Annotated in this window: 22 protein-coding genes; 10 read left to right on the top strand and 12 right to left on the bottom strand. The window is 67.3% G+C overall.

Annotated features, from left to right (window positions below; translation table 11 throughout):
* The first annotated feature begins 76 nt into the window (after window positions 1-76).
* On the top strand, window positions 77-973 hold the full coding sequence (locus ACUDP5_RS25880; protein WP_263909511.1) for a LysR family transcriptional regulator: 897 nt from the start codon (window positions 77-79) through the stop codon (window positions 971-973).
* Between the two features lie 58 nt (window positions 974-1,031).
* Here the strand turns inward: ACUDP5_RS25880 and phbB are convergent, their stop codons facing one another.
* From phbB to ACUDP5_RS25845, 7 genes are read right to left on the bottom strand one after another with little or no spacing between them, the layout of a single operon-like run.
* Window positions 1,032-1,778: an acetoacetyl-CoA reductase gene (gene phbB / locus ACUDP5_RS25875; protein ID WP_445657558.1), complete on the bottom strand. Its 747-nt coding sequence runs from the start codon at window positions 1,776-1,778 to the stop codon at window positions 1,032-1,034.
* Window positions 1,768-2,241 carry a hypothetical protein gene (locus tag ACUDP5_RS25870; RefSeq protein ID WP_445657557.1) on the bottom strand — a complete coding sequence of 158 codons (474 nt, stop codon included), beginning with the start codon at window positions 2,239-2,241 and terminating at the stop codon, window positions 1,768-1,770. The genes phbB and ACUDP5_RS25870 overlap by 11 nt, the downstream gene beginning before the upstream one ends.
* A 44-nt stretch (window positions 2,242-2,285) precedes the next feature.
* Window positions 2,286-3,413, bottom strand: a complete 1,128-nt coding sequence (locus ACUDP5_RS25865; protein ID WP_263909516.1) for an ABC transporter permease — start codon at window positions 3,411-3,413, stop codon at window positions 2,286-2,288.
* Between the two features lie 2 nt (window positions 3,414-3,415).
* Window positions 3,416-6,217: a ribosome-associated ATPase/putative transporter RbbA gene (gene rbbA / locus ACUDP5_RS25860; RefSeq protein ID WP_445657556.1), complete on the bottom strand. Its 2,802-nt coding sequence runs from the start codon at window positions 6,215-6,217 to the stop codon at window positions 3,416-3,418.
* Window positions 6,217-7,284 carry an HlyD family secretion protein gene (locus ACUDP5_RS25855; RefSeq protein ID WP_445657555.1) on the bottom strand — a complete coding sequence of 356 codons (1,068 nt, stop codon included), beginning with the start codon at window positions 7,282-7,284 and terminating at the stop codon, window positions 6,217-6,219. The genes rbbA and ACUDP5_RS25855 overlap by 1 nt, the downstream gene beginning before the upstream one ends.
* Window positions 7,281-8,759, bottom strand: coding sequence for an efflux transporter outer membrane subunit (locus ACUDP5_RS25850; protein ID WP_445657554.1), 1,479 nt, complete (start codon window positions 8,757-8,759; stop codon window positions 7,281-7,283). The genes ACUDP5_RS25855 and ACUDP5_RS25850 overlap by 4 nt, the downstream gene beginning before the upstream one ends.
* Before the next feature lie 2 nt (window positions 8,760-8,761).
* Window positions 8,762-10,282, bottom strand: a complete 1,521-nt coding sequence (locus ACUDP5_RS25845) for a PHA/PHB synthase family protein (RefSeq protein WP_445657553.1) — start codon at window positions 10,280-10,282, stop codon at window positions 8,762-8,764.
* 241 nt (window positions 10,283-10,523) lie between these two features.
* Here ACUDP5_RS25845 and ACUDP5_RS25840 point away from each other — a divergent pair, with 241 nt between their 5' ends.
* Together ACUDP5_RS25840 and ACUDP5_RS25835 are read left to right on the top strand one after the other, a co-directional pair.
* On the top strand, window positions 10,524-11,126 hold the full coding sequence (locus ACUDP5_RS25840) for a TetR/AcrR family transcriptional regulator (RefSeq protein WP_263909526.1): 603 nt from the start codon (window positions 10,524-10,526) through the stop codon (window positions 11,124-11,126).
* Between the two features lie 77 nt (window positions 11,127-11,203).
* Entirely contained in the window at window positions 11,204-12,772 is a 1,569-nt protein-coding gene (locus tag ACUDP5_RS25835) for an EAL domain-containing protein (RefSeq protein ID WP_445657552.1), read from the top strand.
* On the opposite strand, the gene ACUDP5_RS25830 is transcribed toward ACUDP5_RS25835, so the two are convergent.
* The gene (locus ACUDP5_RS25830; protein ID WP_263909531.1) at window positions 12,767-12,964 is read right to left on the bottom strand and encodes a hypothetical protein; all 198 of its coding nucleotides are present in this window, start codon (window positions 12,962-12,964) and stop codon (window positions 12,767-12,769) included. The genes ACUDP5_RS25835 and ACUDP5_RS25830 overlap by 6 nt on opposite strands.
* A 97-nt stretch (window positions 12,965-13,061) precedes the next feature.
* Between ACUDP5_RS25830 and ACUDP5_RS25825 the strand changes: the two genes are divergently transcribed.
* The 3 genes from ACUDP5_RS25825 (at window position 13,062) to ACUDP5_RS25815 (ending at window position 14,505) form a co-directional block, all read left to right on the top strand.
* On the top strand, window positions 13,062-13,697 hold the full coding sequence (locus ACUDP5_RS25825; RefSeq protein WP_445657551.1) for a hypothetical protein: 636 nt from the start codon (window positions 13,062-13,064) through the stop codon (window positions 13,695-13,697).
* On the top strand, window positions 13,697-13,936 hold the full coding sequence (locus tag ACUDP5_RS25820) for a helix-turn-helix domain-containing protein (RefSeq protein ID WP_263909535.1): 240 nt from the start codon (window positions 13,697-13,699) through the stop codon (window positions 13,934-13,936). Before ACUDP5_RS25825 ends, ACUDP5_RS25820 begins: the two co-directional genes overlap by 1 nt.
* A gap of 188 nt (window positions 13,937-14,124) precedes the next feature.
* Complete coding sequence (locus ACUDP5_RS25815; protein WP_263909538.1) at window positions 14,125-14,505, top strand: DUF4156 domain-containing protein; 381 nt, start codon at window positions 14,125-14,127, stop codon at window positions 14,503-14,505.
* Window positions 14,506-14,570: 65 nt separating this feature from the next.
* Here ACUDP5_RS25815 and kch read toward each other — a convergent pair whose 3' ends face one another.
* Together kch and ACUDP5_RS25805 are read right to left on the bottom strand one after the other, a co-directional pair.
* Window positions 14,571-15,782, bottom strand: coding sequence for a voltage-gated potassium channel protein (gene kch, locus ACUDP5_RS25810; protein WP_445657550.1), 1,212 nt, complete (start codon window positions 15,780-15,782; stop codon window positions 14,571-14,573).
* A 431-nt stretch (window positions 15,783-16,213) separates the two neighbouring features.
* Window positions 16,214-17,032, bottom strand: a complete 819-nt coding sequence (locus ACUDP5_RS25805; protein ID WP_263909541.1) for a winged helix-turn-helix domain-containing protein — start codon at window positions 17,030-17,032, stop codon at window positions 16,214-16,216.
* A gap of 766 nt (window positions 17,033-17,798) precedes the next feature.
* Between ACUDP5_RS25805 and ACUDP5_RS25800 the strand changes: the two genes are divergently transcribed.
* Complete coding sequence (locus tag ACUDP5_RS25800; RefSeq protein WP_445657549.1) at window positions 17,799-18,140, top strand: helix-turn-helix domain-containing protein; 342 nt, start codon at window positions 17,799-17,801, stop codon at window positions 18,138-18,140.
* Here the strand turns inward: ACUDP5_RS25800 and ACUDP5_RS25795 are convergent.
* Window positions 18,121-19,347, bottom strand: coding sequence for an acyltransferase family protein (locus ACUDP5_RS25795; protein WP_445657548.1), 1,227 nt, complete (start codon window positions 19,345-19,347; stop codon window positions 18,121-18,123). The two genes, ACUDP5_RS25800 and ACUDP5_RS25795, sit on opposite strands and share 20 nt — an antisense overlap.
* Before the next feature lie 230 nt (window positions 19,348-19,577).
* Here ACUDP5_RS25795 and ACUDP5_RS25790 point away from each other — a divergent pair, with 230 nt between their 5' ends.
* From ACUDP5_RS25790 to ACUDP5_RS25780, 3 genes are all read left to right on the top strand, one after another.
* Complete coding sequence (locus tag ACUDP5_RS25790; RefSeq protein WP_263909546.1) at window positions 19,578-20,108, top strand: META domain-containing protein; 531 nt, start codon at window positions 19,578-19,580, stop codon at window positions 20,106-20,108.
* A 161-nt stretch (window positions 20,109-20,269) separates the two neighbouring features.
* Window positions 20,270-21,064 (top strand): DUF4377 domain-containing protein, encoded by a 795-nt coding sequence (locus ACUDP5_RS25785; protein WP_445657547.1) that lies wholly within the window; start codon window positions 20,270-20,272, stop codon window positions 21,062-21,064.
* Between the two features lie 85 nt (window positions 21,065-21,149).
* On the top strand, window positions 21,150-21,887 hold the full coding sequence (locus ACUDP5_RS25780; RefSeq protein ID WP_445657546.1) for a sulfurtransferase: 738 nt from the start codon (window positions 21,150-21,152) through the stop codon (window positions 21,885-21,887).
* Window positions 21,888-21,971: 84 nt separating this feature from the next.
* On the opposite strand, the gene metG is transcribed toward ACUDP5_RS25780, so the two are convergent.
* Window positions 21,972-24,038: a methionine--tRNA ligase gene (metG, locus tag ACUDP5_RS25775; RefSeq protein WP_445657545.1), complete on the bottom strand. Its 2,067-nt coding sequence runs from the start codon at window positions 24,036-24,038 to the stop codon at window positions 21,972-21,974.
* Window positions 24,039-24,110 lie beyond the last annotated feature (72 nt).

Genomic DNA, 24,110 nt, shown 5'->3' with positions numbered 1-24,110 from the left:
ATCGTCTGGCCGCGATAATATCCATTCCAATGGCAACATCATTCACTGGCAGTGAATGATCATCCCCGGGGAATCCATGGATCATCTCACCGCCCTCAAGGTGTTTCGCCAGGTGGTGGAGCAGGGCGGTTTTGCGGCGGCCTCGCGCCAGTTGGGGCTGTCGCCGGCCGCCGTCAGCAAGAACATCGCCGAACTCGAAGCCCATGTGGCGGCGCGCCTCTTGAATCGCACCACCCGCCGCATGAGCCTGACCGAGGCGGGGCGGCAGTACTACGACCAGGTCTCCCGCATTCTGGATGACCTGCACGAGGCCGAGTCGTCACTGGGGCCGCTGCAACAAGAACCCGCCGGCACGCTGCGCGTGAGCGCGCCGCTGTCGCTCAGCCTGACGTTGCTGGCCGGTGCCATGCCGCGATTCCTGGCACGCTATCCGCGCCTGTCGCTGGACCTGCATCTGGAAGACCGCCGCATCGATCTGGTGAAGGAAGGCTTCGACGTGGCCATCCGCGGCAGCGACCGGCTGGAAGACTCCAGCCTGGTGGCCCGCAAGCTGCTGACGCTGGATCACGTGCTGTGCGGCGCGCCCGCGTATTTCCGGCAGCATGGGGTGCCGGTCCAGCCCGCCGACCTGCGGCGCCTGGAATGCGTGCGCTTCACGTTGTCGGGGCACGCCGATGAATGGACTTTCCAGCGCGCGGGGCAGGTGGAACGCATCCCGGCGCGGGGCCGCTACCAGGTCAGCTCCAGCCTGGCGGTATGCGATGCCTTGCGGGCAGGGTTTGGCGTGAGCCTGGTGCCGCGCGTGTATGTGCAGGCCGACCTGGACAGTGGCGCGTTGCAGGCGGTGCTGCCGGATTGGGTGCCCGTGCAGACGGAGGTCTACGCGGTGTATCCGTCGCGCCGTCACATGGTGGCCAAGGTACGGGCGCTGGTGGATTTCCTGGTCGAGGAATTGGGCGCGCCGGCGGCGTGAGCCGGCGCACGGGCGCATGCCATCGCAAGCGCCCGTGCTCCAGGCAGGCGAGCAGGCCTCAGTACATATGCTGCCCGCCGTTCATGGCGACATTGCTGCCGGTCATGAACGCCGCCGCATCGCTGCAGATGAACGCCACCAGCGCGGCGATTTCATCAGGTTCCCCCAGCCGTCCCAGCGGAATCTGCGGCAGGATCTTTTCCTTCAATACGTCTTCGGGCACGGCCTTGACCATCGCCGTGGCCAGGTAGCCCGGCGACACGGTATTGACCGTGACGTTCTTCTTGGCCAGTTCCAGCGCCAGGGCCTTGGTGAACCCGTGGATACCGGCCTTGGAGGCCGCGTAGTTGGTCTGTCCGAATGCCCCCTTGGACCCGTTCACCGACGAGATGTTGATGATGCGGCCCCAGCCGCGGTCGGCCATCGGTCCGCACAGCGGCTGCGTCATGTTGAACATGGAATCGAGGTTGCTGCGCATGACCTCGGTCCAGTTTTCGTAGCTCATCTTGCGCAGGCTGGCGTCGCGCGTGATGCCGGCGTTGTTGACCAGGATGTCGATCTGGCGGCCGTCATCTTCCAGGCGCCGGGCCAGCGCCTGGCACGAGGCATAGTCGGCCACGTCCACCTTGACCATGTCAAAGTGCCGGCCCTGCGCGGCTTCCTCGGCCAGCCAGGCGCGCGAGGCCTCTTCGCTGGAGTGGTACGTGACGATGACGTCGTGGCCGGCGTCGTGCAGCGCGCGGGCGATGGCGCGGCCCAGGCACCCCGCGCCGCCGGTGACCAGGGCCGTGCGCTTAGCGGCCATGGCGCGCCCCGACTTGCGTGGCTTCCTGCATGGCCGAGCACGCCGAGGTCATCTGCTCGGAAAAGCTGGACCACATGCGCGTCAGCGGCGAGGCCGACAGGCCGCCCGTGGCGGCGGCCGAGGCGTTGCTGAGCCAGCCGCTGAAGGCCTCGCTGACGCCGGCGGCCAGGGCCGCCTGGTCTTCGAGCGCGGCATGGGTGATGGCCTGGCTGGCTTCGAGTTGGCATTGCCAGTGCTTGCGCGTGGCTTCGCCCAGGGCCGGGGCGATGCTCTGCCAGTTGCCGTCGACCTTCAGCGGTCCGAACGAGGCAAAGTACTGGCCTGCGGTGTCGCCGGCCAGGCGTTGGCTCAGTTGCAGCCAGCGCTGCTGGCTTTCCTGGGCCAGTTCGGCCAGGCGTTTGCAGTAGGCGACATTGGCGCCGGCGAGGTCCGGGGGCGTGGGGGCGGTTGTCTTCTTCATCATGCGTCCTTTTAAGAGAGTGATAAGGGCCAACGAATACACAGGCCTCACGCCATCTGGCTGAGGGTCTTGCGAAAGCGCGTCAACGAGAAGGCGAACAGGACGCTGCCGATCAGCGCCAGCGCCAGGAACGGTTTCCAGACGACGCTGAATCCCGCGCCGCGAAAGAGAATGGCCTGGCCGAGTTCCACGAAGTGGGTGGTGGGGGCGGCCAGCATGATGTGCTGCACGAAGTCGGGCATGCTTTCGCGCGGCGTGGTGCCGCCGGAGAGCATCTGCAAGGGCAGCAGCACCAGCACCAGCAGCATGCCGAACTGCGGCATGCTGCGCGCCAGGGTTGCCATGAAGATGCCCATGGCGGTGGTGGCAAACAGGTGCAGCGCCACGCCGACCAGAAATAGCGCGACGGATCCTTCGACCGGCACCTGCAACAGGCCGCGCACGATGAACGTCAACGATAGCGCAGCGGACACCAGTACGACCAGCCCCATCGACCAGACTTTCGCCAGCATGATCTCGGTCGGTGTTACAGGCATCACCAGCAGGTGCTCGATGGTGCCGTGTTCGCGCTCGCGGATCAATGCGGCGCCGGTCAGGATGATGGACAGCATCGTGACGTTGTTGATGATCTCCATCAGGCTGCCGAACCACGCCTGCGTCAGGTTCGGGTTGAAACGCATGCGCACCGCCAGGTCCACCGCAAGCTCGGTCGGCTTGCGGTAGCGCTGCACGAATTCGTTGATCTCGTCGGTGATGATCTGCTGGATGTAGTTGCTGCCCGTGAACGCCTGGCTCATGCGGGTGGCGTCCACGTTCAGCTGGATCTGCGCGGGGCGGCCCGCCAGCACGTCGCGCTGGAAATTCGGCGGGATGTTGACGGCAAAGGTATAGCGCCCGGCGTCCATGCCGGCGTCGGCCTCGGCCGAATCGATCATCTGCGGCCGGGTGAAGTGCGGCGGATAGAACGCCGATGCGATGCGCGAGGACAGGGGCGATACGTCTTCGTCGACCACGGCGATGGCGGCGTTGTGCAGCGATTCGGGCACGGCCGTGGCAGCGGTGTAGATCATCAGCGTGAACGACACGCCGATCAGCACCAGCATCATCGGATCGCGCGCCAGGCTCCAGAGCTCTTTCACGCCCAGCCGGAAGATATTGGCGGCATGTCGCAGCATGGTCAGGTCTCCTGCTTCTTCAACAACAGCACCGACGCGCCCAGGATGACGGGAATCGCGACCAGCAAGGGCCAGAACGCGCCTTGCAGGTTCGAGAAGTCCAGCGCCTTGCTGAAGACGCCGCGGCTGATGGTGAGCATGTGGGTGGCGGGGTAGACCTCGCCGATCAGCTTGCCGCCGCCTTCCAGCGACGACACCGGATTGAGCAGCCCGGCGAACTGCACGGCCGGCACCAGCGTGCCGATCATGGTGAAGAACAGCGCCGCGATCTGGCTGCGGGTGAAGGTCGAGGCCAACAGGCCGATGGCGGTGGCGACCACGTTGTAGATCAGCGCGGCGGCCAGCAAGGTCAGGAAGCTGCCGGTGATGGGCACGCCGAACAGCGTCACCGCCAGCAGCGTCATCAGCAGGAAGTTCAGCATCGCCAGCGCCACGTACGGCCCCTGCTTGCCCAGCAGGAATTCCAGCCGCGTCACCGGCGTGACGTACAGGTTGATGATCGAGCCCAGTTCCTTTTCGCGCACCACCGCCAGCGCGGTCAGCATCGCCGGCATCATCAGGAGCAGCAGCGGGATCACGGCCGGCACCATGGCGGGCAGGCTGCGCACGTCGGGGTTGTAGCGAAAGCGGGTTTCGATGCTGAAGGGCGGCGTGGCGCCCGCGCCCAGCCGTTCGCGCGCCTGCTGCTGCAGCCAGCCCTGGTGCATGCCCAGGACGTAGCCGCGAATCGTCTCGGCGCGTTGCGGCATGGCGCCGTCGATCCACACGCCGATCTGCGCGTGGCGGCCGCGTTCGGCGTCGCGCGCAAAACCTTGCGGAATCTCGATCGCCAGCGACAGCTCGCCGCTGCGCATGCGCGCATCCATGTCCTGGTAGTCGGCGATGGGCGGCTGCTCGATGAAGTAGCGCGAGCCGGCCAGGTTCAGGCTGTAGTTCTGGCTCAGCGTGGTCTGGTCGCGGTCCATCACCGCGTAGCGCAGGTCTTCCACGTCCAGGCTGATGCCAAAGCCGATGACGAACATCAGCAGCAGCGAGCCGGCCAGCGCCAGCGTGGCGCGCACCGGGTCGCGGCGCAGTTCCAGCGCTTCGCGCCACATGTAGCTGAACATGCGTTGCAGGTTGAAGCCGCGATGGTCGGGGTGGGCGTTGCCGGGGGCCTCGCGCGCTGGCGGGGCGGCGGGCGCGGCGTTCTCCGCCCTGGCGGCCACCGGCTGCGCCGATGGCGCCGCGGCCTTGCCCGGCTGCGTGCCCGCTCCGGCATCGATCAGGTAGGCAATGAAGGCCTCTTCCAGCGTCCGGGCGCCGCGCAGCCGGATGATCTCGTCCGGCGAAGCGCTCACCAGCACCTTGCCCGCGTGCATCAGCGACATGCGGTCGCAGCGCTGGGCCTCATTCATGAAGTGGGTGGAAATGAAGATCGTGACCTGGTCCTGCCGCGCCAGTGCGATCAGCAGGCGCCAGAAGTTGTCGCGCGCCACCGGGTCCACGCCGGAGGTGGGTTCGTCCAGGATCAGCAGTTCGGGCTTGTGCACCATGGCCACGGCCAGCGACAGGCGCTGGCGCACGCCCATGGGCAGCTTTTCCGGCAGTTCGTCCAGGGCGTCGGCCAGGTCAAAGCGCGCCACCATCTCGTCGACGCGGGCGGGGATGTCCGCCTCGGGTACGTGGAACAGCCGCGCGTGCAGCACCAGGTTCTGCCGCACGGTCAGTTCGCCATACAGCGAGAACGCCTGCGACATGTAGCCGACGCGGCGGCGCGTGTCGATGTTCCTGGGGTCGACCTCGGCGCCGAACAGCCAGGCCTGGCCCTCGCTGGCCGGCAGCAGGCCGGTCAGCATCTTCATCGTGGTGGACTTGCCGCAGCCGTTCGAACCCAGGAAGCCGAAGATTTCGCCCTTGCGGATGCGGAAGTTGACATGGTCCACCGCCACGAATTCGCCAAAGCGCATGGTCAGGTCGCGCGCCTCGATGGCGATGGGCGCGTTGTCGTCCAGCGCCAGCGGCGTGATTTCCACGGGTTGGTGACCGCGCCGCTTTTCCTCGGGCAGCAAGGCGATGAACGCGGCTTCCAGCGAGTCCGTGCCGGTGCGGGCGCGCAGTTCGTCAGGCGTGCCGGTGGCCAGCACGCGGCCTTCGTCCATGGCGATCAGCCAGTCAAAGCGCTGCGCCTCGTCCATGTAGGCGGTGGCGACGATGACGCTCATGCCGCGGCGTTCGCGGCGGATCTGGTTGATCAGGTCCCAGAACTGGGCGCGCGCCAGCGGGTCGACGCCGGTGGTGGGTTCGTCCAGGATCAGCAGGTCGGGGTCATGGATCAGGGCGCAGCACAGTCCCAGTTTCTGCTTCATGCCGCCGGACAGCTTGCCCGCGGGCCGCGACAGGAAGGCGTCCATGCCGGTGCTGCGGGTCAGGCTGTCGATGCGGCGGCGCCGCTCGGCCTCGCCATGGCCGAACAGGCGGCCGAAGAATTGCAGGTTTTCCTCCACCGACAGGGTGGGGTACAGGTTCTTGCCCAGCCCCTGTGGCATGTAGGCGATGCGCGGGCAGACGTCATCGCGGTGGCGCTTGCTGGCCATGTCGCCGTCCAGCACCCGCACCGTGCCGGCCTGCACCGCGCGTGAGCCGGCCACCAGGGCCAGCAGGCTCGACTTGCCCACGCCGTCGGGGCCGATCAGGCCCACCATGCAGCCTGCGGGGATGTCCAGCGTGATGCCGTCCAGCGCCACGGTCTTGCCGTAATGCAACGCCACTCCCGACAGCTGCACCACCGGGGCGGGGGACGACGCTGTCGTGGCGGTGGGCATCAGGGCACCTTGACTTCAAGCGTGGCGGGCCAGGCGGCGTTGCCGTCCAGCTTCAGCCAGGCCATGCCGGGCAGGCCGGTCTTGACCTGGGTCAGGTGCTGCTGCAGCAGCGCGGGGTCGATCTGCGCCTTGACGCGGAACATCAGCTTCTGGCGTTCGGTGGCGGTCTCTACCGTCTTGGGCGTGAACTGTGCTGTGCTGGCCACGAACGACACCTTGGCCGGAATCACGTATTGCGGCGCGGCGTCCAGGATGATGCGCACGTCCTGGCCCAGCGCCACGCGGCCCGCGGCCTGTTCGGGCAGGAAGAAGGTCATGTAGACATCGGCCAGGTCCACCATGTTCAGTACCTTGCCGCCGGCGCCCAGCACTTCGCCGGCCTGCGCCACGCGGTATTGCACCCGGCCGGCGCGCGGGGCGCGCAGTTCGCTGTCGGCGATGTCGGCATCGATGCGGGCAATGGTCGCCTGCGCGGCGTTCACGGCCGACTGCCCGCCCACCTGGGCGGCGCGGGCCGCATCGATGGCCGCCTGGGCCGCTTTGACTTGCGCTCGCGCCGCGTGGACGGCGGCCTGGGCGCTGCGGACACGGGCGCGGTCATCGTCCAGTTCCTGGATCGACGAGGCGCCTTCGCGCGACAGCGTTTCCGAACGCGCCAGCCGGCGGCGGGCGGCGTCCAGTTCGCTTTCACGCTGCACCACCACGGCTTCGGCGGCGAGTTTGTCGCTTTCGCGCTGTGCGATCTGCGCGCTGGCGCTGGCGGCGTTGTTGATGGCCTGCTGGTGCTGGGCGCGGGCTTCTTCGCGCTGTGCCGTCAGCGTGTCGATCTGCATCCGCGCCAGCGGCTGGCCCGCGGCGACGAATTCGCCTTCGGCAGCCAGTACGTCCTGCACCCGGCCGGCCAGTTTGGTGGCGACGTCGATCTCGGTGGCTTCGATGCGGCCGTTGCCGCTGATGAAGCCTTCGCCGGGGCCGCGGTCGGACAGCATGCGCCAACCGCCATAGCCGGCGGCGGCGACAGCCAGGACGATCAGGACGGGAATCAGTTGTCGGGTAGGCAGCTTCATGATGCGTTTCCGGGGGGTATCGAGGAGGGCGTGGCGGGCGCCTGGGTGCCGCCGCCCAGCGCGGCATAAAGGCCGACGCGGGCCGACAGAAGCGCGCGGCGGGTCTGCACCAGCGTCTGCTGCGCCGCCAGCAGGTCGCGCTGGGCGTCCAGCACTTCCAGGTAGGGCGAGGCGCCATGGTCATAGCGCAACTTGGCCAGGCGCGCGCGTTCGGCCTGGGCGGCCACGGTGGCGCGCAGTACCTGCACCTGCTCTGCCAGCCAGCGGCGCGCCGACAGCGCGTCCGAGACGTCCTTGAACGCACTCTGGATGGATTGCTCGTAGCCGGCCACGGCCTGGTCGCGGCGGACTTCGGCCAGGTCCAGGTTGGCGCTGCGGCGACCGGCATCGAAGATCGGCAGGTCCAGGCTGGGCGTGAAGTTCCACGCGCGGCTGCCGCTGCCGAACAGGCCGTCGAGTTCGGCGCTGGCAGTGCCGAAGGCGCCCGTCAGCGTGATGCGGGGAAAGAACGCGGCGCGGGCCGCGCCGATGTTGGCGTTGGCGGCGCGCAGCTGGTGTTCGGCCGCGACGATGTCGGGGCGGTTGGCCAGCAGGTCCGACGGCAACCCGGCCGGCAGGTCGCGCATCACCGCGTCATCGTCCAGGCCGGCCTGCGGCAGGGGCAGGTCCAGCGGCTTGCCCACCAGCAGTTCCAGGGCGTGGGCCTGGGTGGCGCGGGCCTGCTCCAGGTCGGCGCCCAGCGCGCGGGCCTGTTGCCACAGCGTTTCCACCTGGGTCAGGTCCAGCTTGGAGATCGATCCGACTTCGTAGCGGCGGCGGAAGATGCGCAGGGATTCCTCGCGCGACGCAATCGTGGCGCGGGTCAGCGCCAGGCGTTCGTCCAGCTCGCGCAGCGACAGGTAGCTGTCGGCCACCTGGGTGACCAGGCTGAGCGTGGCGGCGCGGGCGGCGGCATCGGAGGCCAGGTAGTTTTCCAGCGCGGCGTCCTTCAGGCTGCGGACGCGGCCCCAGAAGTCCAGCTCCCAGGTCGCCATGCCCACGCCGGCCTGATACTGGCTGGCCACCTGGGGCCGGCCGGTCAGGTTCAGGTCGCCCGGCGTGCGGGCACGGGTGCCTTCGGCTTGCACACCGATCGTTGGGAACTGGTCGGCGCGCTGGATGCCGTAGAGCGCGCGCGCCTCTTCGACCCGCAGCAGTGCCACGCGCAGGTCGCGGTTATGCGCCAGCGCCTCCCCGATCAGGCCTTGCAAGGTGGGGTCCGAAAAGTAGTCGCGCCAGTCGACCTGCGCGGCCGGCGTCGACGCCGGCGCGGCAGAGGCGGGCCCGGCTGTCTCGGCGGCATAGGTGGCCGCCACCGGCAGCGCCGGGCGGTCGTATTGCGGGGCCATCGACACGCAGCCCTGAACCAGCAGCACGGCCAGGGCGGCCGGCGCCAGGCGGGCAACGGTTCTGGGTGCAAGGGAGCGGCGAGTCATGCTCAGGTCTCCATCACGTAGGTGCCGGGCGCATCGTCCAGCACCGGGTAGCCTTGACGGGCAGCGCCCAGCGCAGGTGGCTTGGCGGTCTTGCCCGACCGGGCATCCAGCCACGCCCGCCAGTGGGGCCACCAGGAACCTGCGTGCGTCGTGGCGGCCGCCAGCCAGGCATCGGGGGCCAGCGCCGGTTGGCCGGCGGGCCGTGTCAGGCTGCGGAAATGACGCCGCGGATGGCCGGGTTCGCTGACGATGCCGGCGTTGTGGCCGCCCCGGGTCAGCACGAAGGTCAGCGGCGCCGGCGCCAGGCCGTGCAGTTTGTAGACCGAGCGCCAGGGCGCCACGTTGTCGGTTTCGGTGCCGACGCAGAACAGCGGCGTGCGCAGGTCGGCCAGGCTCACCGGCTGGCCGTCGACGGCGTAGCGGCCCGCAGCCAGGTCGTTGTCCAGGTACAGGCGGCGCAGATACTCGCCATGCATCCGCGCCGGCATGCGGGTGGCGTCGGCGTTCCAGGCCTGCAGGTCGGTCATGGGCTGGCGCTGGCCCAGCCAATAGTCATTGATCATGCGGCCCCACACCAGCTGCTGCGAGCGCAGCAGCTGGAACGCGCCGCTCATCTGCTGCGCCGGAAAATAGCCCAGCGCCTGCATCTCGGCTTGCAGCAGCGCCACCTGGAATTCATCGATGAACAGGCCCAGCTCGCCCGGTTCGGAGAAATCCGTCTGCGCGGCCAGGAGGCTCAGGCTGGCCAGGCGGGTATCGCCGTCCCGCGCCATGGCGGCCGCGGCGATGGCCAGCAGTGTGCCGCCCAGGCAGTAGCCCGCCGCATGTACCGAGGCACCGGGCGTGATCGCGTTGACCGCGGCCAGCGGTTCGCGCACCCCCAGGTTCAGGTAATCGTCCATGCTCAAGTCGCGCTCGGCGGTGCCGGGGTTTTTCCACGACACGCAGAACACCGTGTATCCCTGCCCGACCAGATAGCGGATCAGGGAGTTGTGCGGCGAGAGATCCAGGATGTAGTACTTCATGATCCAGGCCGGCACGATGAAGATGGGCTCGGGCCGGACACGCTCGGTGCCGGGGCAGTACTGGATCAGCTCGATCAGGCGGTTGCGCAGCACGACCTTGCCGGGCGTCACCGCCACGTCGTGGCCGGGCCGGAAATGCTCCGCGCCCGCCGGCGGCAGGCCGCCCCACTGGCGCAGGCCGTCTTCCCAGGCCGCCTGCGCGCCGCGCAACAGGTTGGCGCCGCCTTCCTGCAAGGTCTGGCGCAGCACCTGGGGATGGGTATACGGGTGGTTATCGGGCGCCAGCACTTCCAGCCACTGGAGTGCCGCGAAGGCGGCCAGCGCGCGCTGGTGCGCATTGGCCAGGGGCAGCGCGCGGACATACGTGTTCCAGCCACCCTGGGCCTGCTCAAAGGTCCGGCGCCACCACGAATAGGGCCACTGTCCCCAGGCGGTGTCGTCGAACCGGCCTGCGGTCATCGCAATGTCCTTGCGTGCTGGCGGGGTCGTGTCCGACATGCTGGCTCCATGGCGTGCAGGGCAGCGCGGTCATCGCGCTGGGGGGGGGGCCGGCGCGTCGTGGTGCGGGGCTTGTGGCCCGGCACCGGGCGCACCGGTGTCAAACGTCCTGGATTGATTGTGCGCCAGCCGTCGTGCCCCCTCCTTGATCGAAATCAAGTTAACGACTGACTGGTCGGTTTTTAATGGGACTGTTGGCGGGGCCTTGATGCCGCGCCGACTCGCACAGGGAGCAGTGATGATGGGCACGCAACGTCAGCGTCTCCCCCCCACCGTGCGCGTCGGGCAGATTCTCGACGCCGCGTTGCAGGAATTCTCGATCGCCGGTTATGCCGGCACCCGGATGGACGACATCGCCCTGCGGGCCGGGCTGTCCAAGGGCGGTCTTTACGCGCATTTCTCCAGCAAGGAGCAGGTCTTCGAAGCGCTGCTTGCGCGTCATCTGTGCCCGCCGCGGCTGGACGCCCAGGCCCTGGTGGCGGGGGCGTCCACGCCCCGGCATCTGGCCGAACGCCTCGTCAACCACCTGTACGCCAGCCTGGCCAATCCGGCCATGGTCGCCACCATGCGCCTGCTGCTGGCCGAAAGTGGGCGCGTGCCGCACCTGGCGCGCCGCTGGCGCCAGGACACCGCGGATGCGCACCAGGCCGACATCGCCCAGTTGCTGCGGCTGGCCCGCGAACGCGGCCTGTGTGGCGACGGGGTGGCGCTGCGGCATCCGTGGCTGCTGCTGTCGCCCGTGGTCCACGCCATCTTCATGGCGATCCTGCTGGGTCCGGACGAACGCATCAACCTGCCGGAGCGGCGCGAGGCGCACGTCGCCATGATCTGCGCCCTGCTGTAGCCGGGGCGGCTCGCTGCCCTGTATTCTTGCGCTACTTCCACGACTCGATCCGCGAGGACGATTTGCCTACTTCCGGAATGACCGTCCGCGTGCCGTCCTGGCGTTACTTCCCGGTGGCGTTGGCCCTGGTCCTGCCGGTGCTCGGTTGCGTTGCCTGGACCTGGCTGCATGCCCAGTCCACCGAACGCGCCGAAGCCGCCACCGCCGCGCGCATCGTGCGGGTCCAGACCGAGCAGATCGTGGCCCGCGCCGTGGACATCCTGCCGCGCGTGGCGGCATTGACGTCCGGCTCCTGCGAAGAGGCGCTGCCCGACCTGTACCGCTGGGGCACGCTCAATCCGTACTTCCGCGCGCTGATCCTGGTCGAGCGCGACCACATCTATTGTTCGTCGGCCGTGGGCGAGGTCGATTTCGTCACGGGCCAGTTCCGCAAGTGGCCCGTGGATGTGCCGCCGGCGCAGTGGTTCTTCAGCGTGGCGGGTACGCCCCTGGCGCCTGAGCGGCCGGCGCTGCTGCTGGGCATGCCGGCCGCCGATGGCCGCGGCGGGGTGGTCGCCATCGACGGGCGTTACGTGCAGGACATCCTCAATTCCGTCGCCTCGCTGGGCGAATACCAGCTGGAAGTCACGCTGGGCCAGGGCGCGCCTATCCGCAGCGATTCCTGGGGGCGGGCCTCGGTGGCGCCCGAACTGCTGTTCGAGCAAGCCGCCAACGTCGACGGCCGGGCTGACCTGGCCGTGCGCGTGCTGGCCCCGCCCGAAGCCGTGGTGCGGGCCTGGCAGCAACTGCTGGTGACCTACCTGCCGATCGCCTTGTTGTTCGGCGCGCTGCTGGCCTTCGGCGCCTACCGCCTGCAGGTGAACCGGCAGTCGTTCAAGGAACAGCTGCGCCGCGCCATGGCGGCCGACGAATTCCACGTCGAATACCAGCCGGTCTACGGCAAGGCCACCGGCCGCTGCGAAGGGGTCGAGGCCCTGATGCGCTGGAACCGCCCCGGCGTGGGCCCCGTGCGTCCGGACATCTTCATCGCGGCGGCCGAGGTCGAGGACATGATCGTGCCGCTCACCCAGCATCTGCTCGCGCTGATCCAGCGCGACATGCGCGATTGGGCCACGCCGCCCGAATTCCATATCGCGGTCAATTTCGCGCCCGAGCATCTGTCCAGCCCCACGCTGTTGGCCGACGTGCAGGCCTTTCGCGCCGGCATCCGGCCGTCGCTGATGGTGCTGGAAATCACCGAGCGCAGCCTGATCGCCGACAACGGCCAGGCCCGCCGCAACATCGACGCGCTGCGCGCCGAAGGCGTGTTCGTGGCCATCGACGATTTCGGCACGGGCCATTGCTCGCTGTCGTACCTGCAGAAATTCCCGGTCGATTACCTGAAGATCGACAAGGGCTTTGTGCATGCCATCCAGCCCACCGGGGAAGAGGCACCGGTGCTGGACGTGATCATCACGCTGTCGCATCGCCTGGGCCTGGCGGTCGTGGCCGAAGGCGTCGAAACCCCCGAGCAGTTCAACTACCTGACGCAGCGCGGCGTGGCGTTCATCCAGGGCTATCTGTTTGCCCGGCCCATGCCGTCGGCCGACTTCGTGCGGTGGTATGCCGAGAAGGCGGCGCAGCCGCCGGTGCCCGCGGTCTCATAGCGCGCGCAGCGGCAGGTTCAATAACGAAAAGCGGTTACCCAGCGACCACAGGACGCCGCCGCGCCCAGCTTGCGCGAAGACCGGGCCGCGGCAGAGCCGTGCGCCCGGGTCGGCCGTGTCGCCGCAGGGGACTGACAGCACGAAGTACAGCAGCACGGCGAGCAGCGACGCGACTGCCAGGGTGGCCCGCATGACTTTCCTTTATGGGATAAAAAATTATTGTAAAACGATAATTTGTTGCTACACTACAGCAACTTCATCACCCCAGCAATGTCATCCGGAGACCGCCATGGCAGCCGCGCCGACCTTTTCATCCGCCCCGCAGACCTCGCCACCCGCCAGCGGCGCGCGGCGCCTGGCCCGCATTCGTGGGCTGTCGCGCTGGATGCGTGGCCTGCTGGTCGTCGCGGCGGTGATCCTCATCGCCGCACTGATCGGCATGTGGTTCTTCACATCCGAGGCCGTGCTGGCCCGCGGCCTGTATTCCTTTCTCGGTGTCACGGCGCCGGCCTATGCGGATGCCGCCACGCCCGTCACCTTGCCGCACCTGAACCTGGGGCCTGCGTACCGGGTGCTGGGCTTTGCCTTGTTCGGCGTATTGGCGGCCCTGGCATTGCGCGCCATCGCGCATGCCCATGCGATGTTTTCCGACTTCAGCCGCGGCGAGGTGCTGACCGTGGCCACGGCCCGGCGCCTGCGCGGCATTGCCTTGCTGGTCACGGTGTTCAGCGTCGCGGTGCCGGCCTTGAAAACCGTATTGATGCTGGCGCTGACGCTGGCCAACGGGCCGGGCGAGCGCCAGCTGATGATCGGCATCGATATCAGCGACATCCTGCTCGGCCTGCTTGGCGGCCTGTTGTTCACGCTGGCCTGGGCCATGGAAGAAGCGGCCCAGGTCGCGGAAGAAAACCGGGGATTCATCTGATGGCGATCGTGGTCCGGCTGGATGTGATGCTGGCGCAGCGCAAGATGAAGGCGCGCCAATTGGCCCAGGAAATCGGCATTACCGAGCCGAACCTGTCGCTGCTCAAATCGGGCAAGGTCAAGGGCATGCGCTTTGACACGCTCGAGCGCATTTGCGAGGTGCTGCAATGCCAGCCCGGCGACCTGCTCGAATACCAACCCGGCCCGCCCGCGGCCGGCGACGACACCGGCGTCGACTAGGCGCCGCGACGGGCGCTGTTCGCCGCGTGGCGCCGCCCTCGCGGCAGGCGCCGGTGGCCATGGCCTGATCCGTCCAGGGCCGCCCCGCGCTCGCCCGGCGGCCGCCCCTTGATCTTACTTTTCAACCGCCTGTCGCGCGGGGTTCGCCCGCGTGCCGGGTTCCCACGTCCCTTTGATGGATGCTTGCCATGCACTACCTGTCTGCGATTTCCCGCGATGCACTGCGTGTCGCTTCCCTGTTGACCTCGGCCTGCGCGCTGGCCGCCTGCGCACCCACGGCGCTGTCGCCCGGCGCCGCCTCCAACGTGCGCATCACGCACAACGAACCCGGCAAGGACTGCGTCTTCCTGGGCGACGTGACCGGCAACCAGGGCAACTTCCTGGCGGGCGCGATCACCTCGAATGCGGATCTGGAAACCGGGGCGCGCAACGACCTGAAGAACAAGGCTGCCGCGCTGGGCGGCAACGTGGTCTACCTGCTGACGCAGCGTGCGGGGCAGACAGGCGGCAAGGACCACCTGGAGCAGACCAACGTCACGCTATCAGGCAACGTGTATCGCTGTGGCTAGGAGGGGGCGCCGTGCGCAGGCCCGCGCTTGCGGCCAGGCGGCACGGGCCGCGCGCGGCGGCGGGCTCAGCTCGCCTTGGCTTGCGGCGCCGCCTTGGCAAAGAACAGATCCGTGATGGACTGGCTGTCCATCGGCTCGCCGTTGATGGCGCGCGCCAGCAGTTCGGCGCCCAGCAACTGCACCGAGAACACCAGGTCGGGCTGTACGCGGCGGATCTTTTCCAGGTGCTTGCTGGTGTTGACCAGGGCGACCGTCTTGGCGCCTTGCTCGCCCACGGCCTCTTTGGCGGCCAGCACGATGAAGGCGTTCTCGGCGTCGTCGTCGCGCAGCGCCAGCACGTAGCGCGCGCGGGTCACGCCCGCGCTGCGCAGCACTTGCACGCTGGACGGGTCGCCTTCGATCAGGTCGGTGGCGGCCGGGTATTCCTGCGGCACGCCAGGCGGCACGATGACGGTGACCTCGTCGCCGCGGCGCCGCAGGCCTTCGTAGACGCTCATGGCCAGGGGCGTGGCGCCGGCGATGATGATGTGGTTTTTTCTCATGGCGCTGGAAAACCGGCCTTTGACCAGCCGTTTCAGGTTGCCGCCGATCACCGGGCCGGCGATCGCACTGATGGAAGTGGCAAAGACGGTGATGCCAAGAATGATAATCGACGCGGTGAACAGCCTGGCCGCATTGCTGTGCGGCGTGATGTCGCCGTAGCCCACCGTGGACATCGACACGATGGAAAAGTACAGCGCCGTTGCCGCATCCTTGATGGGCGGATTGAATTCCTCGCCCAGGTACAGCGTGCCGAAGATCGCGTAGATCAGCAGCGATGCCATGCTGACCAGCGCGAACAGCGAGCCCGCCGTGACGCTGGCGCGGTCAAAGCGCCGCCAGTAGGCGATCAGCGCAATCACCAATACCAAGGTATAGACGCCCAGCCCGGCCCGACCGCTGTCGCCCAGGATGGCGAAGGTGCCCACCCCGATCAGCAGCACCAACGAAAAGGCCCACGCGATGCGGGCCTTCAGGATGAGGCCCAGCGCGATGATCTGCAGGCCCACGCCCAGCACCAGGCGGGGAATTTCGAGCAGGCCCACCACCTGCATCACGTCATGCCAGTTATCCAGCGCCAGCCAGAATGAATACTCGCGCGCCCGCACCTCGCGCAGCACGGGATGCATGAAGGCATAGCCGTCCAGCGCCACGAGAATGGCAAGGCACCAATTGGGGGGAATGCGGGTCAGCGCCAAGCGCAATCGGCGCGCAAGGCCGGACAGGGAATGGGGCATGGCAGGGGCGTCCTTTGCGGCTCATTCTATAGGGCAGGGCGGCAGGCTTCCTATATCCAATATGTATAGAAGGCTATCAACAAAGAATTACTTGAATTGCGCCCGACGTCCTAAACTTCTTTCATCACGCGGCTATCCGAGAGGAACACCGCTGATACGGGCGACAAGCCTGCCAGCTGCAAGGGCAGGCGAAATCACCCGGGCGTTGATCACGCTGCAGCTTGGGTGGGGACTAGAGACCCCGTTCGGGCTCACGGCCAGTCCGTGCGTGAGTAGTATGAGGCACGAATGTTGGAATCGCGTGATCTAGGTAGAAGGCATCAGTGCCGGCTGATGACTCCAGGCTCACGTGTTGTTTTAGCGCGGCGTCTTACCTTCGGGGCAGCGCCGCGTTTTTTTCGCCTGGCGCCAGTCGCCAGGTCGCAAGCGTATCAGTAAGTCGGCACGTTGGCATCCAGCGCGTGGCGTCGCCAGTGCTCCGGCCCGTCCGGACGACCTTCCTCTCCCCCCTCCCGATTGTCCAGTTCCAACGTGATGTCCGCCGCGAACATATAGCCCCAGCCGTGCACGGCGCGGATCGGCAGCGTCATCTCGTTGACCGTCGCCTTGCGCCGCAAGCGGCTGATCATCACGTCCACGAAGCGGCGCCGGGTAATGGCTCCATCCGCATCCTCGGCGCCATCCGGGTAGAAGGCATCGCGACTGACCTTGCGGTCGGGCGCCTGCACCAGCTTGGTCAGGAAATCGCGCTCGCCCGTGGTCAGCCCCAGCTTGCGGCCCGCCGGGCTGATCAGCGTCCACCCCTTGTTGGCCAACCGCCAGGTGCCATGCGGCCTGTCCTCGGGCAGCGACGGTTCGGCCGCGGCCTCTGATCCGTCCAGCCCGACCGCGCGCCGCACCAGCGCTTGCAGCACCGCCGCCAGTTCCAGTCCGGTGACGTCCGGCGGCAGGCAGGCGTCGGCGCCGCAAAGCAGCGTGCGGATGCGGTTTTCCTCGGCCCCGAATGGGGCGATGGCGACAATGCCCAGGCTGCGGTCGATGGCCCGCAGGCGCACCGCCGCATTATGGATATCGGGCAGGGGGGCTTCCAGGATGATGAGCGGGCTGGGGCGGCGCGAGTAACGGTCGTACACGTCGGCCAGGTCGTGGCAGCGCCGCACGCCGAAGCCCAGGTGGGACAGGGCCTCGACCAGGCGGGCGTGCCGGGCATCGTCCTGGCCGAGAAAGATGACATCCAGCGTGTTGGTCATGAATGCCCGCCTTTGCCGACGACAGCGTGATCGTTGCGTGTCATGCCCCTCTCCCTTTGCGGCGCGCCATGATGTGGCGGCATCTGGCGATGTTGTTGGTGGCGGGCTAGGGCTTTCAGTGTCGTCAGGCCAGGCAATGGCCGGTCGATCAGCGTCTGGGCCGCGGCGGATGAATGCCGCGGTCGGGGTCTGGGGCGGCATTTGGCTGCAAGCGTGTCGCGCTTGGGCCGCCGATGATCCGATTCCGCATGGAAGTCACGCCCGTGTTTCATTTAAACACGGGCGTGTTTTTTTGTGAAGATACGTTTCTGTAGTTTCTGGTAGTAACACAGGGGCGGGGGCAAATCTCAGGGAAGCGCTTGAAACGCTGTTCGTTTGCGGGCTTGCGGCCACAGGATATTAAGTATTACCGATACATTATTTTTTATTTTTCATTCCGAAGCGACATAAACTCGGGCGGGCTTTAATGGCTTGGCCGGTCCAGCGGGCGATCGGGCGCGCCGGGCTGCGTGGCCCGCAGGGTTGCGTGCAAGCCGATGATAGCAATGGTTTTTTTTACGGGTTGTGGCCTTGCCGGCGCGCCCGGCGCCGCGCCGGGCTGATGGCTGGGGGAGAATGCCGCGATTTACGGATTAGCCCCGGAATTGGTGTGCAATCCGTTTGTTTGGCGGCAGTATTGAGATGTTTTAATCAAATAAATAAATTCATATTAATGTCTCAGGTTGATCGATTGGACACGTTTAGCCATCGTCTGCGCAACGCAAGAATGCTTCAGGGATGGACACAAAAGGACTTGGCAGTCGCGAGCAACCTGTCGCAAAGCGCCATCGGCAACTACGAAAGCGGCCAGCGCCTGCAGCCTTCCAGCGACGCGCTCATCAAGCTGACCCGGGCGCTGCGAGTCAATCCCCTGTGGCTCAGCACCGGTGAAGGGCCGATGGTCAGCCCGGCGTATGACGAGCCTTCGCCCAGCCTGGGCCAACGCCCCGAGCAGCCTCCCTGGCCGTTCGAAACCGTCTCGTACGCCACCTATGCCCGCTTGAGCCTGCAGGAAAAGCGCCAGATCGAACAGGTGCTGGCGGCCTACATCAAGGCGCGCGGCGAATAGTTCCCACGCCGCGCCCACGCGGCGTGGCGGCCAGCCTGCGCACGGGCTGCACGAGACCCGACGGGCGGGGAGCGTTGGCGGGTTGCTCGCCTTCGCCTGGGGCCGCGGTGGCGCCGGCCTCGGTTCCCCGGTTACGCAGGCGCCGGCGCAAGCGCTCGACCGGGTCTGCCACCAGGGTATTGAGCAGCGCGGCAAAGCCGATGCAACCCGCCACGACCAGCACCATGAACATCACCGGCTGGCGCGCCTGCGCGCCCTCCAGCAGCCAGCCGAAGAACAGGATGACCAGCGCGTGGCAGATATAGATCGGGTAACTGAGCTCGCCGATGGCCTTGTCCAGCCGATATCGGGACTGGAAAAGGAAGGCCAGCGGCAGCAGCGCAGCGAACAGCACCACCGCCATCGCGTCGCGCACGGTGTGCGGCAGGCCGATGGAAAAATGGGCCAGCGCGTAAAGCAGCAGCAGTGCGCTGCCGGCTTCAGGCAGCCGCGGAAAACGGCGCGTCCACGCCTGCCAGCGCGGCAGCAGCACCTGGTGCGACAGCGACCCCACCAGGAATAGCGCCAGTTCGGTCGGGAAAAAGCGGTAGGTCCAGGGATCGGCCAGACCGATGCCGGTGGCGACCAGCACCGCCCGCAACGCCAGGGATGCGACCAGCAGCGCCAGCAGGCGACGCGGCGAATGCAGGACGAACGGGGCGATCAGGTAGAAGCTCATTTCCACGCCCAGCGTCCAGGCCTGCGGCACCAGCAGGCCCTGGTAGAGCGGGACCTCGCTGTGAGCGAAGCTTCCCGTGAACGCCAGGGCGCCCTGCTCGATGCCGAAGAACATCAACCAGTCCTGCCCCAGGATCAGCAGGTTCGACACGCCCAGGAACAGTTCCGCGGCAAAGGGCAGAGCGTCGTAGAAGCGCCAGAACGCGCCGCCGTCCGCCGCATGCGCCAGCAGGGTCAGCGCCGCCACCGCCAGGTACACCGGATACAGGCGCAACGCCCGGTTGGCATAGAACCGGCCGATCGACCCCTGGTAGTGGTCCGTGGCGGTCAGCACGTAGGAAATCAGGAAGCCGGAAATCACATAGAAGAGCTGCACCGCCAGCCGGCCGCCCACCAGCCAGTCGGTCGTGCCGCCACCCAGGTGGTCCAGTACAACGGACAGCGCCAGCAAGGTTCTCAAGAAGCCCATCGCCGTGTCTCCGGTCGTCATTGTTGTGTGCTGCGCGGCTCCGCCGCGGGCGGGGAGCCGGACGCGTGCGGGGTGTCAACCGATTCTGCGCGTGGCGGCACGCCGCCGCCATGCGGCGTACGATGCAGACCCCCCCTGCGCAGGGAGGACGGTGCGTGCCGCTTTCGGATTCGGCTGTCAGGCGGAGGCCCGGGACGCGCCGACCGCGTGGCGGTTACAGTTGGGGTATGTCCATTCAGGAGTGCTGTTCCATGTCTTCCTTCCTGTCTTCGCATTGCCGCCTGTTGGGCGTGGGGTTGCTGGCCGTGGCGCTGGCGGGCTGCGCCGGTTCCACGGGGGGCGCACGCGCCCAGGGTGCGGCGGCCGCCAATGCGGCCACCAGCGCCGATTCGCTGGCCCAGACCAGTTGGGAACTGGTGCGCTGGACGCAGTCCTCCGGCGGGCTGCGCAACATTCCGCATGGCGACAACGGTGAACCGATACGGCTGACGTTCCTGGCGCAGGGCAAGGAATACCGCACGGGCGGCTTTTCGGGTTGCAACCGCTACATGGGCAGCTACAAGCTCGAATCCGGCAAGCTCTTCATCCAGGCCAATGCCGCCACCCGCATGGCCTGCGTGCCGGCCGAGCGCGCCGCCCTTGAAAACGACTACCTGCGCAGCCTGGGCGCGATCGATACCTTCACGCTGGACAGCGGCGGCGCCCCGCGCCACCTGACCTTCAATCTGCGTGGCGGCGACGTGCTGGAGTTCGAACGCCGCGAGGATCCGCCCACGCCCTGAGGCCCGCCGGGCCAGGTGTTTCAGTCTGTTTTGCGCCGGCAGGCGCAGGCCCGGCGCGCGCCTACAATGGGCGCTGCCCGGGGCGCCCGGCCGTGCCGCCGCGGCGCCGTGCCGAGTGTTGCCGGCGCTGAACCAGCCCTAGTTTCTTGCGGGAGAATCCCATGTCCTTGTCCTCATCCTTGCGCTGGCTCGCGCCCTGCGTGCTCAGTCTCGGCCTGGCGGCCTGCGCGTCGCCGCCGCGCACCGCGGATGGGCGGGATCCCCGCTTCCAGCCGGCCGCGGCCTCGGATGTGCTGGCGCAGACCAGCTGGGACCTGGCCCGTTGGACCCGCCCGGGCGGCGCGCTGCGCGAGATTCCGCATCCATCATCCCATTCGCGCCCGCTCACCATCAGCTTCATCCATGACCAGGGCGCCACGCGCGCCAGCGGTTTTGCCGGCTGCAATTCGTACAACGCGCCCTATACCGTGGCCAATGGCCAACTGATCATCACGTCCAACCCCGTGGCGACGATGATGGCCTGCGCGCCCGTGAACATGCAGCTCGAACAGGAATTCCTGGCCGGTCTGACGCGCATCACGGCCACCTCGTTCGACAACACCAGCAATCCCCAGCGCATGACCTGGGCGCTCAGCAACGGCGACACGCTGGATTTCGGCCGCCGCATCGATCCCGTCGCCGGCGGCCAGGTGGGGCCCACCAAGCTGGTCTACGTCAACGCCGAACGCGTGCCCTGCAATGCCGGCGCCGGCCGCACCACCTGCTACCAGGTGCGTGACAGCGCGTCGCAGCCCTGGCAGCTCTGGTATGGCGACATCACCGGCTTCACCTTCCAGCCCGGCATCCGCTACCGCCTGCGCGTGGTCGAAATCAAGGACCCCAATCCGCCCGCCGATACCTCCGGCTTGCGCTGGGTGCTCGACGCGGTGATCGAACAGGAAATCGTCAGGCGCTGACGTACCGGTTTGACCTGCGGCAAGCGGGCAGGGCGGGGCAGCGATTACTATTACGGCCTTCTTTGCCCAATCGCCCCGCTTTGCCATGTCTTCCGTCGTCAATATTGCCGCTTATAAATTCGTCTCGCTGGATGCCCTGCCCGAGCTGCGTGCCCGGCTGCTGGCCCAGGCGGGCGAGGCCGCCCTGAAGGGCACCGTGCTGCTGGCCGAAGAGGGCATCAACCTGTTCCTGGCCGGGTCGGCTGAAGGCATCGATGCGTTCTTGCGGGCCTTGCGGGCCGACGCGCGCTTTGCCGACCTGGAAGTGAAGTTCAGCCATAGCGCGCAGGTGCCATTCCGCAAGCTGCTGGTCAAGATCAAGCGCGAGATCATCCGCATGGATCACCCCACGATCCGGCCCGAGGCCGGCCGTGCCCCGGGCGTGGATGCGCACACCCTGGCCCGCTGGCTGGCGCAGGGCGCCGACGACGACGGCCGCCCCGTGGTCATGCTGGACACCCGCAACGCGTTCGAGGTCGACGAAGGCACCTTCAAGAACGCCATCGATTGGCGCATCGACCGCTTCACGCAGTTTCCCGCCGCCGTGCAGACGCACCGCGCCGAACTCGAAGGCAAGACGGTGGTCAGCTTCTGCACCGGCGGCATCCGCTGCGAAAAAGCCGCCATCTACATGAACGAGGCTGGCATTCCCAACGTCTACCAGCTCGACGGCGGCATTCTCAAGTACTTCGAGGAAACCGGCGGCCCGGGCTTTGACGGCAAGTGCTTCGTGTTCGACGAACGCATCTCGCTGGACCCGGCGCTGGCCCCCAGCAAGGACTGACGGCGGCACCGAGACCCACGTGCCCCAAAGCAACAAGCCCGCCAATCGGCGGGCTTGTTGCTTTGGGCGAAACCGCTAGCCGGCTCAGCGCACGCGCATGCCGGGCTTGGCGCCGGGGAAGGGCTCCAGCACGTAGATGCCGGCGTCCACGGCTTCATCGGCGTGGCTGGCGGCCAGCACCATGCCTTCGGAGACGCCGAACTTCATCTTGCGCGGGGCCAGGTTGGCGACCATGACGGTCAGCTTGCCGATCAGGTCTTCGGGCTTGTAGGCCGACTTGATGCCCGAGAACACGTTGCGGTGGCGGCCTTCGCCCACGTCCAGCGTCAGGCGCAGCAGCTTGGTCGAGCCTTCGACGTGCTCGCAATTGACGATCTGCGCGATGCGCAGGTCGACACGGGCGAAGTCGTCGATCGAGATGGTCTCGGCCAACGGCTCGCCACCCGGCACCACCACCGGGGCGGCGGGCGGCTCGAACAGGTCTTCGAGCATCTGCGGTTCGACGCGCTGCATCAGGTGCTTGAACGGCGCCACGCGCTGCGGCAGCACGGCGGCATCGGCCCAGGTGAAATTGGCCTCGGACGCGAACAGCTCGCGCGCCACGCGCTCGGCCAGCGCCGGCAGCACCGGGGCGAGCATCACCGACAGGGCCTTGAAGCCGGCCAGCGAACGCGAGCAGATGTCCTGCAGGGCGGCTTTCTGGGCATCGTCGGCGGTGGCGATGCCCTTGGCCAGCACCCACGGCTGGGCCGTGTCGAACGCCTGGTTGATGCGGTCGGCGTAGGCCATGATCTCGCGGATGGCGCGGTTGTACTCGCGGGCCTCGAAGGCGGCGCGGATCGACTCGGCCTGCTCGGCGTATTCGGCCGCTAGCGCGGCGGTGTCGCCCGAATAGGCCAGGGCGCCGTCGAAGTGCTTGGTGATGAAGCTGGCGGCGCGGCTGGCGATGTTGACGTACTTGCCGACCAGGTCGCTGTTGACGCGGGCGATGAAGTCTTCGGGGTTGAAGTCCATGTCTTCGACCCGGGCGTTCAGCTTGGCGGCGATGTAGTAGCGCAGCCATTCGGCATTCATGCCGATTTCCAGGTAGCGCAGCGGCGAAATGCCGGTGCCGCGGCTCTTGGACATCTTTTCGCCGCTGACGGTGATGAAGCCGTGCACATTGATGGCGTCCGGCGTCTTGCGGCCGGCGAACTTCAGCATCGCGGGCCAGAACAGCGCGTGGAAGTACACGATGTCCTTGCCGATGAAGTGCACCTGTTCGGTGGTGCCGGCCGGGTCCAGCAGGGCGTCGAAATCCAGGCCGCGGGCGTCGCAGTAGGACTTCAGCGACGCCAGGTAGCCCACCGGCGCGTCCAGCCAGACGTAGAAGTACTTGCCCGGGGCGTCAGGGATCTCGATGCCGAAGTAGGGGGCATCGCGCGAGATGTCCCAGTCGCCCAGCTTGGCCTCGCCGTCTTCGGCGCCCAGCCATTCGCGGGTCTTGGCCAGCATTTCCGGCTGCAGGTGCTTGCCGCCGTTGACGTTGCTGCCGGTGGTCCATTGCTGCAGGAATTGCACGCAGCGCGGGTCCGACAGCTTGAAGAAGAAGTGGTCGGACGACTTGAGCACCGGGGTGGCGCCGGTCAGGGCCGAGTACGGGTTGATCAGGTCGGTGGGGGCGTAGACCGCGCCGCAGACTTCGCAGGAATCGCCGTACTGGTCCTTGGCGTGGCATTTGGGGCATTCGCCCTTGATGTAGCGGTCGGCCAGGAACATGCCCTTGACGGGGTCGTAGAACTGCTCGATGGAGCGCGTCTCGATCAGGTCCTGGGCCTTGAGCTTGCGATAGATGTCCTGCGACAGCGCCACGTTCTCGGGCGAGTCGGTGCTGTGCCAGTGGTCGAAGCGGATGTGAAAGCCGTTCAGGTACTGCGGGCGCTCGGCCGCGTAGCGGGCCACCAGCGCCTGCGGCGTGATGCCTTCTTTTTCGGCCTTCAACATGATCGGCGCGCCGTGCGCGTCGTCCGCACCCACGAAGTGCACCGTGTGGCCCGCCATTCGCATCGAACGAACCCAGATATCGGCCTGGATGTACTCCATGATGTGGCCGATGTGGAAAGATCCGTTGGCGTAGGGCAGCGCAGTGGTGACAAAAAGGGTGCGAGACATGGTTGTCGACAGAGGTTGAGGGGAAATGAGGGGGTGGCCGGCCATTTTAGGGCAACGGCGGCGATGTGCCCG

It is taken from the genome of Achromobacter sp. NCFB-sbj8-Ac1-l (assembly GCF_052695805.1).
The sequence above is the reverse complement of the archived record's forward strand: the minus strand, read 5'-3'. Positions and strand labels throughout refer to the sequence as shown.

Excerpts from the sequence above, each read along its gene's own strand:
- ACUDP5_RS25880 (WP_263909511.1), top strand. The coding sequence starts at position 77 with ATGGATCATCTCACCGCCCTCAAGGTGTTTCGCCAGGTGGTGGAGCAG.
- phbB (WP_445657558.1), bottom strand. The coding sequence starts at position 1,778 with ATGGCCGCTAAGCGCACGGCCCTGGTCACCGGCGGCGCGGGGTGCCTG.
- ACUDP5_RS25870 (WP_445657557.1), bottom strand. The coding sequence starts at position 2,241 with ATGATGAAGAAGACAACCGCCCCCACGCCCCCGGACCTCGCCGGCGCC.
- ACUDP5_RS25865 (WP_263909516.1), bottom strand. The coding sequence starts at position 3,413 with ATGCTGCGACATGCCGCCAATATCTTCCGGCTGGGCGTGAAAGAGCTC.
- rbbA (WP_445657556.1), bottom strand. The coding sequence starts at position 6,217 with ATGCCCACCGCCACGACAGCGTCGTCCCCCGCCCCGGTGGTGCAGCTG.
- ACUDP5_RS25855 (WP_445657555.1), bottom strand. The coding sequence starts at position 7,284 with ATGAAGCTGCCTACCCGACAACTGATTCCCGTCCTGATCGTCCTGGCT.
- ACUDP5_RS25850 (WP_445657554.1), bottom strand. The coding sequence starts at position 8,759 with ATGACTCGCCGCTCCCTTGCACCCAGAACCGTTGCCCGCCTGGCGCCG.
- ACUDP5_RS25845 (WP_445657553.1), bottom strand. The coding sequence starts at position 10,282 with ATGTCGGACACGACCCCGCCAGCACGCAAGGACATTGCGATGACCGCA.
- ACUDP5_RS25840 (WP_263909526.1), top strand. The coding sequence starts at position 10,524 with ATGGGCACGCAACGTCAGCGTCTCCCCCCCACCGTGCGCGTCGGGCAG.
- ACUDP5_RS25835 (WP_445657552.1), top strand. The coding sequence starts at position 11,204 with ATGACCGTCCGCGTGCCGTCCTGGCGTTACTTCCCGGTGGCGTTGGCC.
- ACUDP5_RS25830 (WP_263909531.1), bottom strand. The coding sequence starts at position 12,964 with ATGCGGGCCACCCTGGCAGTCGCGTCGCTGCTCGCCGTGCTGCTGTAC.
- ACUDP5_RS25825 (WP_445657551.1), top strand. The coding sequence starts at position 13,062 with ATGGCAGCCGCGCCGACCTTTTCATCCGCCCCGCAGACCTCGCCACCC.
- ACUDP5_RS25820 (WP_263909535.1), top strand. The coding sequence starts at position 13,697 with ATGGCGATCGTGGTCCGGCTGGATGTGATGCTGGCGCAGCGCAAGATG.
- ACUDP5_RS25815 (WP_263909538.1), top strand. The coding sequence starts at position 14,125 with ATGCACTACCTGTCTGCGATTTCCCGCGATGCACTGCGTGTCGCTTCC.
- kch (WP_445657550.1), bottom strand. The coding sequence starts at position 15,782 with ATGCCCCATTCCCTGTCCGGCCTTGCGCGCCGATTGCGCTTGGCGCTG.
- ACUDP5_RS25805 (WP_263909541.1), bottom strand. The coding sequence starts at position 17,032 with ATGACCAACACGCTGGATGTCATCTTTCTCGGCCAGGACGATGCCCGG.
- ACUDP5_RS25800 (WP_445657549.1), top strand. The coding sequence starts at position 17,799 with ATGCTTCAGGGATGGACACAAAAGGACTTGGCAGTCGCGAGCAACCTG.
- ACUDP5_RS25795 (WP_445657548.1), bottom strand. The coding sequence starts at position 19,347 with ATGACGACCGGAGACACGGCGATGGGCTTCTTGAGAACCTTGCTGGCG.
- ACUDP5_RS25790 (WP_263909546.1), top strand. The coding sequence starts at position 19,578 with ATGTCTTCCTTCCTGTCTTCGCATTGCCGCCTGTTGGGCGTGGGGTTG.
- ACUDP5_RS25785 (WP_445657547.1), top strand. The coding sequence starts at position 20,270 with ATGTCCTTGTCCTCATCCTTGCGCTGGCTCGCGCCCTGCGTGCTCAGT.
- ACUDP5_RS25780 (WP_445657546.1), top strand. The coding sequence starts at position 21,150 with ATGTCTTCCGTCGTCAATATTGCCGCTTATAAATTCGTCTCGCTGGAT.
- metG (WP_445657545.1), bottom strand. The coding sequence starts at position 24,038 with ATGTCTCGCACCCTTTTTGTCACCACTGCGCTGCCCTACGCCAACGGA.